This window comes from Porphyromonadaceae bacterium W3.11 (assembly GCA_030434245.1).
Classification (GTDB): Bacteria; Bacteroidota; Bacteroidia; order Bacteroidales; family Porphyromonadaceae; genus Porphyromonas_A.
In genome coordinates, this window is the sequence record JAUISX010000003.1 from 388,394 (window position 1) to 405,086 (window position 16,693).

The window sequence follows — 16,693 nt, forward strand, 5'->3', positions numbered from 1 at the left end:
ATATGCTTTCACTCAATAACATAGGTGTACACTTTGGAGCCAATGTCCTATTTGATAATATCAATATTCAAGTTAATCCTAAAGAAAGGGTAGCTCTTGCAGGAAGGAACGGAGCAGGAAAAACCACCCTACTGAACATCATCGCAGGTCTGAGAGAGCCAACACACGGGACTGTGTCTGCACCATCGGATATGAATATTGGATACTTACCTCAGCACCTACTCACTCAAGATGGGCGTACGGTAAGAGAAGAGGCTCGCCGCGCATACTCTAAGGAACTAGAATTACAAAAGGCGGTCGAGAAACACAGTGCAGAATTAGCTGAACGAACTGACTATGAGAGTGAAAGCTACATGGAGCTAGTGCAAAGGGTCTCTAACATGACCGAACTTTTAGCCCTTTACAATCCTATTCAGATGGAGGCCGAAATTGAGGTCACACTGAAGGGTCTGGGCTTTGACCCTAAGGATTTTGACCGACAGACATCTGAATTTTCTGGTGGCTGGCGTATGCGAATAGAACTTGCAAAGATCCTTCTAGGGCGTCCTGACTTAATTCTTCTTGACGAACCAACAAACCACCTAGATATGGAGTCCATTATCTGGCTTGAAGGATTTCTCAAAAAAAGCTCAGCAGCTGTGATTATGGTGAGTCACGATCGGCGTTTTCTAGACAACATCACCACCCGTACCGTGGAAATCTCATTGGGAAAAGCATTTGACTACAAGACCAATTATAGTCACTACATTCAATTGAGAGAAGAGCGATACGAACAACAGCTCAGAGCGTATGAGAATCAACAAAAGATGATCAAGGAAACGGAGGACTTCATCGAACGTTTCCGCTACAAGGCGACAAAAGCTGTGCAGGTACAGAGCCGTATTAAGCAGTTGGACAAACTGGATCGCATAGAGGTAGAAGAACTTGATAGACGTGCCATTCACTTCCGCTTCCCGATGTCTGTACAGAGTGGAGAATATCCATTGATAATTAAGGACCTAAGTGTATCTTATGGCACGCACAATGTCTTGGACGATATAGACTTAGAGATAAAGCGTGGCGATAAAATCGCCCTCGTAGGGAAAAACGGCTCAGGAAAGACCACCTTTGTACGTGCTATTATGGGAGAGATCCCGTTTGAGGGTATGATAAAAGATGGTCACCAAGTGGAGATCTCATATTTTGCTCAGAATCAAGCAGCCTTGCTTAATCCTCAGAAAACTATTTATGAAACCGTAGATGAAGCTGCCGTAGGAGACATTCGCTTACAAATAAATAATATTCTTGGGGCCTTCATGTTTGGTGGCGAACTCTCCGAAAAGAAAATATCGGTACTCAGTGGTGGTGAGCGGAGCAGGCTCGCAATGATTCTACTCTTACTCTCACCCTCCAACTTTTTAATCCTAGACGAACCAACAAACCACCTCGACCTCAGCAGTAAAGCGGTGCTTAAGGAAGCGATACAAAATTATGACGGGACCGTACTGATAGTGAGTCATGACCGTGACTTCCTCGATGGATTGGTGGACAAAGTCTTTGAGTTTAAGGATAAGAAAGTAGTCAATCACCTCGGGGGTATGCAGGATTATATATGGAAACTTCAGACCCAGCAAGAGCAACCGATCAACAAAGAGACCACTGGTGCGGGGGAGCGGGTAGCTCCAGAAAAGACAGAAGGGCGAGAAAGCTACGAACAGCAAAAAGAACGCCAGCGGGAACATCGGAAGCTAGAACAAGCGGTCAAGAAGTCAGAAGAACTGATTGCCAGCCTAGAAGAAACGATCGCTAAGCTTGAGGAAAAACTAGCTGAAGGAACGACTGCAGAGTTATTAAATAAATATGAAAAGACCTCACAATCACTTGAGGACGAGATGGCTAACTGGGAAAAAGTTTCGGTAGAGCTCGAACAATTCCTTAATGATTAATTCTATTTGATTGATCTCAAACTTGAAATTTATCATAGATAGATACATTGTATTTCCCTTTTTTGATTACATTTGGCTATAGTAAAAATTAATCTGATAACCATTAACAACACATTTACAATGAAAAAATTATTCCTCGCCATACTCTCCATCATTATGGTTCAGGGTGCAATGGCTCAAATAGTCCCAGCTGAGGACCCAATTGGTACGCTCTACACGTACGAAGTCCAAGCTGCAGGTGTGAAGTTAGATCAAGAAATCAAACTTATTGAGAATAACGGAGATAGCTTCAAAGTAGAGATCAAACAAGATATGCCTAATAACCTCGGCGTACTAAACTACACATGCAACTACATCATCCAAGGAGGCATGCTCATACAACCGCTAGCTGAAATGCAAAAACTACTTGAAGAGCAGATGTCAAAACTCGGAGCTTCTGGGACTAGTGTTTCCCTTGATGGTGAGCCTCTTCACATCCCTCTTAATGGTAATATTGGTGATGAATTCCCTCTAAATAAGTACACCACCACCGTCTCTGCAATGGGCTTCTCACAAAATGTAGATATACAAACTGTTAGCAACAAAATCATAGGGCAGGAAACGATTACTGTACCAGCTGGTACCTTTGAGACTATTGTAGTAGAAGCAAAGGGAGAATCTACAGTATCAGCTATGGGACAAACTAAAAGTGGAGAAGTCCTATACAAGTTTTGGATTATACCTGGACGTGGTGTAGCTAAGTCATCCATTGATGAAGGCGTCGGGGGCCAAACAATTCAGGTACTTAAGAGTATTACTCGTCCAGAATAATAATTAGGTCGATCAACCGAATAAGGGGTAAAGGACTTTAAACAAATCCTCTCCTCAAAAACGTTCATTTGATTTCAATGTCAAATGAACGTTTTTGTATATAAATAGAGCAGAAAAATTCATCCTATAGGAAGGGCATCTTCTTCTCATATGAAAAAATTATGTTTCCTATAGGAAACATTTCTCTTCTATATAACCAGAACTTTGACACTACACTTTTGACTCACCGAAGACACTATAAAAGTCTTACTTCGAGCAACTTTTCGTAAAAAAAATATGTCTAAACCTAAGATGAAGAGTTCATTTGATAGACAACAGATGACACAGGAGCTTGTAGTATAAAATACCGATTTTTGGGTATTGTAATATGCTCCGTTCGTTTCTACCTTTACATCCTAAAGATTTAGTTTAGTATAAACGTAAAGAAATGAATATTATATCATGTAAACATATAGAGAGAAAAGTAGATTTTTCTCATCAAGCCAAAGCATCATTCGAATAAAGAATGGTGCTTTTTTTTATGAACGTAACAGAACTTTGTTCATTATTAAAAATCCCGACTTGGTATGCAAATATTAAAGACTGACACAAGACAACGCATAGTATCTATAGCACATAATGAATTCATAAAGAACGGTGTAAGACAGACCACCATACGTACTATTGCGAGCAAAGCTGGCATTACAGTGGGCAATCTATACCATTACTTCAGTAGCAAAGACGAACTATTCTGCGAGGTATTGAAACCTCTCCTTTCTGCACTAGATAGTTACATCCTTTCACACAACCGAGAGGAATATCTGTCCTTAGCCGTATTCAACTTACGTGAAAGTCAGAATGAATACCTATATGCTATGCTCGAACTTATTGAAACCTACCGAGCTGAACTTCGACTATTGCTTTTCAATGCAGAAGGAACCTCCTTAGCTGGATATAAGGAGATAATCATAAACTATCAAATGGAGATTGGATATGAATATCTTCGGCTTATGAAACAACGATATCCTCATCTCAATACTAATATATCGCCATTCCTAATCCACATAACCAGCTCTTCATGGATGACACTTTTCTGCGAACTTATTGAGCATGAAGATTACAGCCAAGAGGAAATTAGGCTGGCACTCGACCAATACGTGTCATATGGATTAGCGGGATGGAAAGAACTAATGAAACCATAACAAACTAAACATAAACAAAAATGATAAAAACACTCAAACGATTACGCTTTTACATGGAGGGGCGAAAATCTTTATTGCCTAGCTCCATCTGGTTATCAGCAATCAACGGACTGCTGTCACTCATACCCTTTATTCTTGTGTGGCTTGTGGTTCGCACACTGCTCACTACCGAAGGGGATCTTTCAGATACGCCGATTTGGAACTACGCGATAGCGGCCTTTATAGTATCTGTAGTCAATGTATTGATCTGTTTTGCCGCATTGATGCTCTCACATATTGCCGCGTTTAGGATCGAGACCAACATGCGACGTACAGCCATGAATCGGCTGATGCGTGCACCTCTGGGATTCTTTGACACACAGAACTCTGGTAGAATGCGAAAAATAATAGATGAAGATGCAGGACAGACTCATACCTTTGTGGCTCACATCTTACCTGATGCTGCTAGTAGTATCGTTGCTCCTATTGGAGTCATCATCCTTCTCCTAGTCGTCGATTGGCAGTTAGGTATAGCATCTATGGTACCGCTAGTGACAGCCTTTGGGATCATGGGCTATATGATGAATCCCAAGAACAATCATTTTCAGCGGATGTATCTAGATGCTCAGGAGAAGATGAGTTCTGATGCTGTAGAATATGTGCGAGGTATACCAGTCGTAAAAGTATTCCAACAGACCGTATTCTCATTCAAGAAATTTCACGACAGTATCATACGCTACCGCGACCTTGTTATCAAATATACGCTTCTGTGGTGTAAGCCGATGTCCGCCTACACCGTAGCCATAAATGCATTCGCCTTCATACTCGTGCCCACAGGCATCATTATGATAGGTCACGGAGGAGAGCCAGCTATCATCATCGCAGATATCTTTCTCTATGTGCTGATCACCCCTGTTATCGCCGCCAATGTGATGAAGGTAATGTATCTAGGTCAGAACCTCTTCCTTGCAAATGAAGCCGTAGATCGTTTAGAAAAGCTCACGACGATACCACCGCTTCCTGAAAATAAGACACCCGAAAGAGCAAAAAACTTTGACATAAAGTTTGAGGATGTTTCATTTCGATACGATATGGCAAATACAGATGCGATCCATAACATTAACCTCACCATTAAGGAGGGAGAGACAGCCGCTCTTGTAGGAGCTTCGGGAAGTGGGAAGACCACCATAGCACGGCTCATTCCCCGTTTCTGGGACGTGAGTGCTGGTAGTCTAAGTATAGGTGGTATTGATGTCCGACAAATGGATAAGAGTGAGTTGATGCAGAACGTTTCATTTGTCTTTCAAAACACTCGACTTTTTAAGACCTCTATCTTAGAGAATATATGCTATGGTAGTCTCTCCCCGACAGAAGAAGAGATTAATCGTGCCATTGATTTATCCCAAAGCCGTGAAATCATAGAGAAACTGCCATTAGGTCTAAACACCAAAATAGGCACAGAAGGGACCTACCTATCAGGTGGAGAACAACAACGCATCGTACTAGCTCGGGCTATCCTAAAGAATGCCCCTATCGTGGTACTTGATGAAGCCACCGCCTTCGCAGATCCTGAAAATGAACATCTGATCCGCCAAGCACTAGCACACCTTACTCATGGAAAAACAGTTCTTATGATAGCTCATCGGCTAACGACCGTAGAGGATGCTGACAAAATCGTGGTAATGGATGATGGAAGCATAGCTGAAGAAGGAACGCACTCTGAACTGATAGCTCAGAAAGGGCTATACCATAAAATGTGGAATGAGTACCAAAAGGCAGTGGCATGGAGATTATAACCTTAAAAAAAATATCCCAAAATGATTAAATACTTTCAGAACCGTTTTGCCCTATCGGAAAAAGGAGCTAGAGATTTGCGTAAGGGTATAGTATATTCGACATTACTCAATCTTGCATTAATGTTACCGCCCTCGTACTTATTTCTCTTTCTAATGGAATATATCGGCAATGAGCCAGAAATGCAAAGACACACACTATTGTTCTATATCCTCTTAGCTGTCGTACTGATATTCGTGATGTATATCATCAGTATATGGCAGTACAATAGCACGTACACTACGGTTTATACGGAAAGTGCTCAACGCCGTATCAGTGTAGCAGAGAAGCTTCGTCGCTTGCCGCTATCATTCTTCGGAGAAAGGAATCTTTCAGACCTCACCTCTACGGTGATGGAAGATTGTACACAATTAGAGCACACATTCTCCCATGCTATTCCTCAATTATTCGCCTCTATACTGAGTATGGTTATTATTTCCATCGGTTTATTCTTCTACGATTGGAGATTGGCAACTGCACTTTTATGGGTTGTGCCATTAGCTATAGCTACATTATTTCTATCAAGACAGAATTTGGACAAAGCCTTCAAGAATCTCTATCACGTGAAGCGTGAAGTAACCGAACAGGTTCAAGACGGACTAGATTGTGTACAGGAAATCAAGTCATACAATGGAGAAAATGAGTACTGCAGAAGGTTTGACCAGCAATTGAATATCTATGAAAAAGAGCTGATTAACCATGAATTGGTAGCAGGTGTATTTGTCAATCTTTCAACAGTGTTTCTAAAATTAGGGATGCCCACAGTAATTCTAGTGGGTGCATGGCTGCTACAGCAAAATGAAGTTTCAGCCTTTGTGTATATGGCTTTTCTTCTCATCTCAGCAATGATATACAATCCTATTCAGGATGTATGTAATAATCTTGCCGTACTCGCATTTCTGGACGTCCGTATCAATAGGATGAAGGAGATCGAGGAGATGTCGACACAAGAAGGAAGCAAGGATGTTGAGATACAAGACTATGACATTGAGTTTCAGAACGTCAGCTTCGCATACGATTCTGATAAACAGGTCTTACACAATGTTTCATTCACGGCACGACAAGGTGATGTAACAGCCCTCGTAGGTCCATCTGGAGGAGGAAAGAGTACTACGACAAAGCTGGCTGCCCGTTTCTGGGACATAGACAGCGGTAAGATCCTAATAGGAGGAAAAGATATCTCTATGATTGACCCAGAGAGCTTATTACAACACTTTTCCATAGTCTTCCAAGATGTAATACTCTTCAATGCTTCTATTGCTGATAATATCCGCATCGGCAAGCTTAATGCCACTGATGAAGAAGTGTATCACGCCGCAAAGCTGGCTCAATGCGATGACTTCATTAGCCGTATGCCGCAGGGGTATGACACCATCATTGGCGAAAATGGAGAGACACTTTCTGGTGGCGAACGCCAGCGTATCTCCATTGCTCGCGCTCTTTTGAAAAACGCCCCTATCATACTCCTAGACGAGGCTACAGCAAGCCTAGATGCAGAAAACGAAACGAAAATACAGGTAGGGCTCTCTGAACTGGTCCGAGACAAGACCGTCATCATCATCGCCCACCGTATGAGGACCGTCCAAAATGCTAATCATATAGTAGTGCTCAATGGAGGGAAAGTTAGTGAGCAGGGAACGCCTGACGAACTGATGAGCAAAAATGGCGAGTTCGCCCGCATGGTCAGAAGACAACAAGAGCATCACAGAAATATATAAATATTACTAGAATGAATATCATCAAAATCAACAGAAGGTTCAAAGCCTTGGCAGACTGGATACTTAGCCATCGGATTATCGTAGGAGTTCTTTTCTTGACCATCATAGCCCTTTCTTTCGTAGGGACTAAACGCATCGTGATGAAGACATCCTTTGACGACTATTTCGTAAGCGATGATCCCATGTTACTCAAAACCAAAGAATTCGAATCCATATTTGGCAACGACTACTACGTGGCTGTACTCGTTAAGAACGAGGACATATTCTCCAACCATAGCCTCAAGCTCATTCGAGAACTTAGTAATGAACTGAAGGACAGTCTCTCGTATGCGGAGAAGGTAATTTCCCTTACCGATCTTGAGTTTGCAGTAGGAACGGATGATGGCATGACTATAGAGCAAATAGTACCTGAGGAAATACCTTCAGATATCACTTCACTGAAAGAAATCAAACGAAAGGCGTATAGCAAACCCAATCTGGCTAAGAAATTAGTATCAAAGGATGGAACCATGACCTGGATAATGGTAAAACTACGTCCTTTCCCTGAGGATTCGGAGTGGAAAAAGCAAAGCAACATTGCTCCAGATATGCTTACGGGTAAGGAAGCTGGGCATATCATCCGTAAGGCAAAATACTCGGAGTTATCACCGAGTGCTTCTGGAATGCCTTACCTGAGCTATGAGAAGTTCGTCTATTTACAAGGGGAGATGGGCAGACTATTCCTATTCGCCTTCATCGTCTCCATCATAGTAATGCTAATCGTAACACGCTCAATACGGGGAGTCATCGCACCTTTATTGACCTCAGCTTTTGGCCTCCTCATAGGCTTTGGGATTATTGGCTGGACTGGACTATATATAGATATGAGCACTGCTATGATAGCAGTGATATTGACCTTTGCCTGCTCTATCGCCTATAATATCCATCTCTACAACTTCTTTAAGACACAGTTCGTAGAGACAGGAAAGCGTCATACATCAATCAAAGAAGCTATGGGTGAAACGGGCTGGGGTGTCCTACTATCGGGATTGACTACGATAGCTGCCATGATGACATTCCTCGCAATGAAAATAGTCCCAATGAAAGCCATCGGTATCAATACCTCTCTGTGTCTGCTTGCGGTGCTGCTTACATGCCTGTTCATTACTCCTATACTACTCTCTTTTGGTAAGGATCGCAAACCAGCGGTAGATATGTCTAAGAGTTTTGAAGGATATATAGGCGGACGCTTCGAGAGGTTCGGAAGCTATATTATGCGAAACCACAAAATGATCGTATCTCTATCTATTCTAGTCACATTATTTTGCAGTATAGGACTTTTTTCGATAGAACCAGCATTTGACATTGAGAAAACAATGGGTCGCAAAATTCCGTACGTCAAGAGCTTCCTAGACCTTTGTGAAACTGAGCTTGGGTCGATGTATGCTTACGATCTCATGATCACACTACCAAATGATAATGATGCGAAGCAACCAACCAACTTGCAGAAGCTGGATGAACTGGCAAAAATTGCAGACCGCTACGAATTGACTAAACGTCACAATTCCATTACGGACATTGTTAAAGACATGAACTGTACTCTTAATAGCAATAAGCCGGAATACTACAAGATCCCTAACGACCCAAACATGGTGGCTCAGTTACTATTGCTTTACGAGAATGCAGGTGGCACAGAGTCGGAATATTGGATGGACTATGACTATAAGCGGCTACGTTTGCAGCTAGAATTAAATAGCTATAACTCTAATGAGGCGGAAAAAGAGATGGAGGATCTTCAGAATGAAGCTCGTAATCTATTTCCTGATGCTCACATATCAGTGGTAGGAAATATTCCTCAATTCACCGTGATGCAACAATATGTAGAACGGGGACAAATGTGGTCAATGTTACTATCTGTTCTGGTCATTGGTATTATCCTCGTCATCATCTTTGGCAATTGGAAAGTAGGATTGGTAGGTATGATCCCAAACATCGCTCCTGCTCTTATAGTTGGTGGCATGATGGGGTGGCTTGGCTATCCACTCGACATGATGACGGCTTCACTCATTCCAATGATATTAGGTATAGCTGTTGATGACACTATCCACTTCATTAATCACAGCCATGTTGCATACGACAGATGTAGAGATTATGAGCAGGCTATCAATAAAACATTCCGAACTGAGGGGCTGGCAATTGTGATGTCAACGGTCATCATCTCAGCGACTTTTGCTGGGTTCATCATGTCAGATGCTACCCAAATGCGTAACTGGGGCATATTGGCTGTAGCAGGTATGGTATCGGCTTTGCTAGCTGATTTATTCCTTACCCCAACTTTTTTCAAGTACTTAGGTGTATTTGACAAGAAAAAGAAGAAAGAGACTACACAGAACTAAATTTGTTAGACAAGTCATTGAAAAAATTTTAAGCTCAAACAAAATGAATAATATGAAGACGAAACATTTATTATTATCGCTCATCGCATTACTAGCGATTAGTAGCGGACAAGCTGCAGATCTATCAGGGAGGGACATTATGCAAAAAGCTAAGGACAGGCCTAACGGAGATACTCGATATGCTACGATTGAAATGACGCTCATTCAAAAGAGTGGACACAAAAGGGTACGTAAACTCGAATCATGGGCTATAGATATAGGGGACGATACAAAAAAGATTATGTTTTTTACTTATCCTGGTGATGTGAAAGGTACGGGCTTCCTAACGTGGGACTATGATGATACTAGTAAGCAGGATGACAAGTGGCTATACTTACCTGCAATGAAAAAGACACGTCGAATCAGTGGAAAATCATCCAAAACTGATTACTTCATGGGTAGTGACTTCACCTATAACGACATGAGTTCACGTAATGTGGACGAGGAGACCCACGAACTATTAAAAGAGGAGGTCATAGATGAGCATAAATGCTGGGTAATTAAGTCCATCCCCAAGGACAAAGACGAAATATACTCATATCGAATCACATGGATAAGGCAAGATTGCTTATTGGCTGTCAAGGCTGAATACTATGACAAACTCAATAAGATTCATCGTCAACTGACCATTTCAAATATTGAGTTAATGCAAGGATTCTGGACCATGCACCTGATGCAGATGGAAAATATGCAAACTGGACATAAGACTATCCTACGTATGAATAATCAAAAATTTGATATAAAAGTCTCACCAAACCTCTTCACTGTAGCCAACCTAGAGAAAGGACTATGAAATGAAGACGAAACGTTTGTGGGTCATCATACTCGTACCCCTACTCTCAGTACAGGCAAAGGCACAAACGGATACTGTAGTAACCGACAGCGTCCCGGAGAGTATGAATTATATCGAAGAAGAAGCTATGGAAGATTCCTACGATGACTTTTTACAAGTAAGAGTGAAAGGCTTCCTTGATACTTACCATGCTGTAAGGACAAGTGGCAAGCGGGACTTTATGGCTTCTAGAACTCGTGCCCGCGGAGAGCTAAGGCTTAAAAAAGGCGGTGCCGCTCTTTTAGTCTCCCTAAATGCTACTTATAACGGATTATTAAAGGAGCGATCGGGCTTGAATTTGCGTGAAGCTTATCTCTCTTATGAAAAAGGGAACTTGGACCTAAGGATAGGACGTCAGATCATTGTATGGGGAGTGGCTGATGCACTATGTATCACGGATAAGGTATCCCCTTTCGACTATAGCGAGTTTCTGGCTCAAGACTACGATGACATACGGATACCTGTAAATGCTCTCCGTGCAAAATATACATGGCAGTCTATCACTTTTGAAGCTTTACTTAATCCTGTAGTGAACTTTTTTATCATTCCCATAGATAAAGAAAACCCATGGGCATTACGTTTTCAGAATACACCACTGCCTTATACCATAGATTTAGAAAGTGGGAAACCTGAAAAAAGGCTCAAAAACATGGAGTATGGAGGACGAATAACCGTTAATCTTCGCGGAATAGACCTCTCTATAAGTGCATTACGAACATGGAACAAGATGCCAGCACTATGTATTAATTTGGCTGAGGATGGACGCTCTCAACAGATAGCCGGAAAGTACAATCGCATGACAATGGTAGGGGCGGACTGTTCTTTCCCTATCAGTCAGATGGTTGTCCGGTGTGAAACCGCCTATTACATAGGAGAGGCTCAAGGAGGTATTATCCAACAAGAAGCTCCTAGACGTAATTCGATAAATACTCTTTTGGGAGTGGACTGGTACCCTGGTAGCGACTGGAACATCAGTGTGCAATACAGCCATAAATATACATCTGGGAATATGACAGGCCTTTCCATCCATCGGAATGAAGGACTTGCGACAGCAAGAATTTCTAAGGAGTTTCTCCAAAACATGCTAAAAATCTCCACCTTCGCATATTATGACGTAACGAACAGGGGCATATTCAACCGCCTTTCGGCATCATATGCACTGAATGATCAGGTCGAACTTACCGCTGGATATGATTATTTCAATGCGAAGAAAGGGAAGTTCGCGATGTACGCAAATAACTCCGAATCATGGGTCAAAGTGAAGTATAGTTTTTAAGGGCTTGCACTAAGTAACTCATCTCATAATGGATGTGAGTTAGAGGTATTGTAAAATCCTAATGGCATTGAGATCTATTACTGTCTGATGAAAGTTTTAATAGAAGACGAGGGTGTGCCAAAATTAAAGTTTTGACACCCCCTCGTCTTATCAAAAGAGACTACGATGAATTCTATGTTACACCTCTAAAATCGTAGTATTCTCTATGTGTGGTGAAAAATAATTAATCTTCAAACCCATAGTTTTCCTGCTGGGGATCTATTATGATCTCAATGTTTCTATTTTTAAGCTGTTTTGGCCTTGGACCACGTAGCTTGTTCATTTGTAACTTTATCGTTGACAGCTTGACCTCTGGAGAGATTAGCTTGTCAAGGTCTATGTAACCCTCGAAATTATTATCATTCAACCTTAAGATATTAGTACAATGCAAGTCCTTGAATAAAAATGATGGGAGTGCACCGCTATACTCATTTTTACTTAGGTCCAGCACAATAAGATTACTGATAGAGCCGAGTTCTTCTGGCACTGTACCATGTAGATGATTATCTGATAACTCAAGAATCATAAGATCATCCAGAAAACCTATCTCTTTTGGTATTTCACCCACAAGATTATTATTATTAAGTTTTATACTCGTTACACTTAGTGTTGGTTCTTTTTCGGGTATTTGATAATCAGCCCCCACTATACCATACCATTCAGTTATGGGCTTATCTGACAACCAATTGTCATTTCTAGTCCAATTATCTCCATCGGTAGCCATGTATAATGCTTTTAGAGCCTCCATTTGATTTTTCCTAAACATTGAGGGCTCTACAGATATGCTAATAGGTATATCGACATCGTTTGCAGAGACGTTCAGATAGAGATTGAGTTGCCGTTCACTATCGTAACGCCCCATCCTTATATTAAGTCTTTTGCTATTTGGGGATTTATCCTCTACTGTGAGTTCAAATATTGAAGGCAGATTTGTGTCAAAACTTACTTCTTTGTTAGATTCTATCTCAATCCACTCTTCACCGCCCTGCCATGGAAATGAAATCGCGTTTTTAGATAATGTTATAACCGTGGTAAAATCCTGTTTTACTAGAATTTCCTCTTCTTTTCCATCAACAGAAAGCGTCACGACTGCCTCTCTTGTACTTTCTGTACTCTTGTTTTCTTCCGCTACAAGTTTTACAATATTATCCTGTTCCTTTGTTACAGTCAACCACGCTTCACTAGATTTTACCGACCATTCAGCATAGTTTGATTCTACCTCGATACGTCTTTCTGAAGCTTGTGCTCGCAAACTTATCTCATGATTTTCTAAGAGAATCTCAACTTTTTCTCTTTGAACAAGGGGAATTTTCAACTCCGAATCTTGTGCCTCTAATAATATTGAGGCTTTACGATCTTGAGCTGTCGTATTTTCATCAATGACTACCGAAAGAGTATGATCATCAATCTTACTTGCATGATACCAATCAGTAAACTCTCCGACTACATTCCACTGGACGTTACTTTCGATATCAACGGTAAAAGTACCTCCACTTGCATTTGCCTTCAATTCTTCAACAGAAAGTGTGATGTCAGGGATAATAATTTCATCTCCCTTCGGTGCACATCCTTGGAAGAACACTAGCATGAGTAAACCAATAAGTCCGGACCCACATAAAATTCTTTTCATTTGCTTAAAGTGCATAAATATCATAACCATGTACATTTGAAATATATTCTACTTCATCTATAAGTTCTAACCAGATTGATTATTACTTCTATCGGTCTTGTATTATTTTGACTACAATCGATAAACGATGCCAGCTACAATTATCGTAAATAAGTAGAATAAATGTTGTTTCTCATTTTATTATTTCACTTTTATAGTTAATATTCAAGAATATATTTTATAACAATTATAATCATAATAGTTATAAAATTATTAAAATCGTGTTCTTGTTAACATCATTTAATAGGATGGTTGATTGTTATATTTCACAATATGTTTGCGGTTTACTTCGTTGATCTCATATATAATTATGATTTTTCTTTTGATTAATAAGAGGTTTTAAAAGACTAAATGGAACTTGTCATTTGGAATTAGTCTATTGGGAAGGATTTTAATATTTCTATTTTCTTTCATGCCCATCACAAAACTATGGCGGGCTTTGTGCCAGCTGATGTGTTTATTGATACCACACGTTTCACCCATCGCTTTACTGATTTACAACAACTCTCATACGTAAAATGCAATAAAGCTAGGAAATAACTGATGGACAGTATGAAGTTATTTTTCTGCTTTATTGCACATTTTGATCTAGAATCTATCCATACGGAATTTTAATATGAAGAAGTTCGTTATTATAGAAAATTTAACTATAATTGTGTTGTTTTAAATAACCTCACTTCTATATTTTAAATGATAAAAAAAAACACTTGTATTTTTGTTTTTATTGGTAAATCAGATGCTGTTTGCTCAATCTATAACGGGCATCATTAAAGACTCTACAGACGGCGCTGCAATAAATCAAGTGCGGATTACTGCTTATGGACAGTCTGACTCGATTTGTGTATATTCTGATGCAAAAGGTCGTTTTGTACTACAACCTTTGGATGACATGCGACTGGTGCGATTTGTCTTTTCGCACATGTCCTATGAGCCTATGGAGCTTAACTACTCCAATGAGTCCCCAATAGAGGTTTACCTTAATCCTAAAACAACTCTATTGGACGAGGTGGTCATCAAGCAAGAGTTTCTCTCAAGAAAAGATGGAAATACTATCGTGAATATCTCTCGGATTCCCAATATTTCCAATCTGCAATTTGATCAGATACTCGCGAGAATCCCAGGCTTAATAAAAACTGGTGAAGGCAATTATTCACTCAATGGTAGGAGTGCCGTCATATATATTAATGGTGTCAAACAATTTATTTCCGCTAGCTCTTTGGCTACATTCCTTTCTAGTCTTCCAGCTGATGCTGTCTCTAGTGTCGAGCTTATTCCTATCAACTCAGGTGAATACTCCGCAAGCACTGAGGCTGTAATCAATGTCAAAATAAATCCAAATATCCCTCTAGGCTACTCTTTTCAACCGTCACTTTATTCGTCTTTTATTCAAGACGGGGTGAAGAATATCGGAGCCAATTTGTTCTACATGACTAAAATTGGACGGTTGCTCTTTCATAATTCATTTTCATATTCAAATGAAAAAGTTTATTCGGACTATCGTGATAGCCTATTTCTCGTAAATCAAGTACCTCTTATCTACAAAAGTAGTCGTAGAGGTCGGCTTAATGTACTAACTTACAATGCCTCTCTACGGTATACGCTCTCTAATAGCCACAGTCTGGGCTTCAATGCGTTTATATACTATGACACTGGTAAGCCAACATCGCAGTGGGACACGCCATCCAATAAGTCTCTCATCCAAAGGAAGGAGCGTAGTGACCTGTATAATTTTTCTCTCTCCTACCAAATACCTTCTACCAATCTTACTTTTAATGGAAATATCGGATACGCTTTTTCGTATGGAGGGGTTTATGAAGAAACGGATTACATTTCTTCAGATGGTGAGCAGTATAATCATTCAGACGTACGTATGAGCGGTTTCCTTAATACTATTTACGCCGATCTACACTCTACTTTTGGGGATTGGAAGCTTAACTATGGACTCCAAGCAGACTATAATGGTGTGAGGGATAAGTCTTTATATCAAGATGGGAGACGATCCGTCTTTGGTGGTTTTGAGGTCCTTCCCGCTCTTTATGCACATATCCAATATCCAATTAGTAAATACTTAGCACTTAAGGGTGGTCTTCGGATGGAAACTACATACTATCAATATGACCTCGATGGGGAGGCTCCAACCAAGAGCTACACATCCTTTTTCCCATCATTTCTAATGAATGGAGACTTCTCTAATTATGCTTTTCAGATAGGACTAGTTTCGAATATCATTCGACCAAAATACCAATTGATGATTCCTGGATTACGACAGGTCAGCGATTATATGTACTACTCAGGTAATCCTAGACTTAAACCCAGCAACGGCTATGGACTTGTACTTAATAATACATTTTTTGGATATGCACAGCTTAATTTTAAGTTGGCTTGGGTAACTAATTACCCTGGTAGTACATACACAAAAGAAAATGATTATTTCATTAGATCAACTAAGAATATTTCTGATCATCGATATTTCACTACAAATCTAGTTCTACCGTTCTCTTTTTTTGAAGACAAACTAATGGGGCATTTTCAAGCGAATGGTACTTATGCTAAGTCGTACAACTTTAGAAACAACTATATGCTCCCTATGGGCAGACCCTCATCCTATTGGTCACATAACTACAACATTAATGTAAATTATTCTCCAACTAATCGATTTACTATTGCTCTTTATGGCTCTTATAATCCGCCATTTTTCGGTACAATGCAAGATCGTTCGTGGAATACAAGTTGGAATTTAGAGTTAAACTATTCCTTTCTTAAGGAACGCAATCTAACGCTTTTTTTAGGAGCGTATAATATCTTTGAACAAGATAGTATGAGTAAGTCTTATTTCCTGGAAAATACTATTTACTCAAAGTTCTTCAGTATAGGTAGTGTCCCCAAAAGTGTGTACGGCAGAATGCGTCTCTGAAAAGCAAACCTACATATTTTTTCGCTTTGTTTTCCATAAACATTAAAGATAGACCAATAAAGAATTAAGGCAAGGCTGTCGTAGCACCGCGGAGACACCGCCT

The 16,693-nt window shown here is 40.3% G+C and carries 10 protein-coding genes and 1 pseudogene; 9 read left to right on the forward strand and 2 right to left on the reverse strand.

What is annotated here, in order from left to right:
- Positions 1-2 precede the first annotated feature (2 nt).
- From QYZ87_06605 to QYZ87_06640, 8 genes are all read left to right on the forward strand, one after another.
- Positions 3-1,925 carry an ATP-binding cassette domain-containing protein gene (locus QYZ87_06605; protein ID MDN4754196.1) on the forward strand — a complete coding sequence of 641 codons (1,923 nt, stop codon included), beginning with the start codon at positions 3-5 and terminating at the stop codon, positions 1,923-1,925.
- A gap of 120 nt (positions 1,926-2,045) precedes the next feature.
- Complete coding sequence (locus tag QYZ87_06610; GenBank protein MDN4754197.1) at positions 2,046-2,735, forward strand: hypothetical protein; 690 nt, start codon at positions 2,046-2,048, stop codon at positions 2,733-2,735.
- 566 nt (positions 2,736-3,301) lie between these two features.
- Entirely contained in the window at positions 3,302-3,916 is a 615-nt protein-coding gene (locus QYZ87_06615) for a TetR/AcrR family transcriptional regulator (protein ID MDN4754198.1), read from the forward strand.
- A 20-nt stretch (positions 3,917-3,936) separates the two neighbouring features.
- On the forward strand, positions 3,937-5,691 hold the full coding sequence (locus tag QYZ87_06620) for an ABC transporter ATP-binding protein (protein ID MDN4754199.1): 1,755 nt from the start codon (positions 3,937-3,939) through the stop codon (positions 5,689-5,691).
- Positions 5,692-5,712: 21 nt separating this feature from the next.
- Positions 5,713-7,446, forward strand: coding sequence for an ABC transporter ATP-binding protein (locus QYZ87_06625; protein MDN4754200.1), 1,734 nt, complete (start codon positions 5,713-5,715; stop codon positions 7,444-7,446).
- 11 nt (positions 7,447-7,457) lie between these two features.
- Positions 7,458-9,821 (forward strand): MMPL family transporter, encoded by a 2,364-nt coding sequence (locus QYZ87_06630; GenBank protein ID MDN4754201.1) that lies wholly within the window; start codon positions 7,458-7,460, stop codon positions 9,819-9,821.
- A gap of 52 nt (positions 9,822-9,873) precedes the next feature.
- Positions 9,874-10,653: an outer membrane lipoprotein-sorting protein gene (locus QYZ87_06635; GenBank protein ID MDN4754202.1), complete on the forward strand. Its 780-nt coding sequence runs from the start codon at positions 9,874-9,876 to the stop codon at positions 10,651-10,653.
- 1 nt (position 10,654) lies between these two features.
- Entirely contained in the window at positions 10,655-11,968 is a 1,314-nt protein-coding gene (locus QYZ87_06640; GenBank protein MDN4754203.1) for a hypothetical protein, read from the forward strand.
- 223 nt (positions 11,969-12,191) lie between these two features.
- Here QYZ87_06640 and QYZ87_06645 read toward each other — a convergent pair whose 3' ends face one another.
- Together QYZ87_06645 and QYZ87_06650 are read right to left on the reverse strand one after the other, a co-directional pair.
- Positions 12,192-13,637 carry a BACON domain-containing carbohydrate-binding protein gene (locus QYZ87_06645; GenBank protein MDN4754204.1) on the reverse strand — a complete coding sequence of 482 codons (1,446 nt, stop codon included), beginning with the start codon at positions 13,635-13,637 and terminating at the stop codon, positions 12,192-12,194.
- 411 nt (positions 13,638-14,048) lie between these two features.
- A pseudogene (locus QYZ87_06650) lies at positions 14,049-14,191 on the reverse strand (site-specific integrase).
- A gap of 221 nt (positions 14,192-14,412) precedes the next feature.
- On the opposite strand from QYZ87_06650, the gene QYZ87_06655 reads away from it, so the two are divergent.
- Positions 14,413-16,590, forward strand: a complete 2,178-nt coding sequence (locus tag QYZ87_06655; protein ID MDN4754205.1) for a TonB-dependent receptor — start codon at positions 14,413-14,415, stop codon at positions 16,588-16,590.
- Positions 16,591-16,693 lie beyond the last annotated feature (103 nt).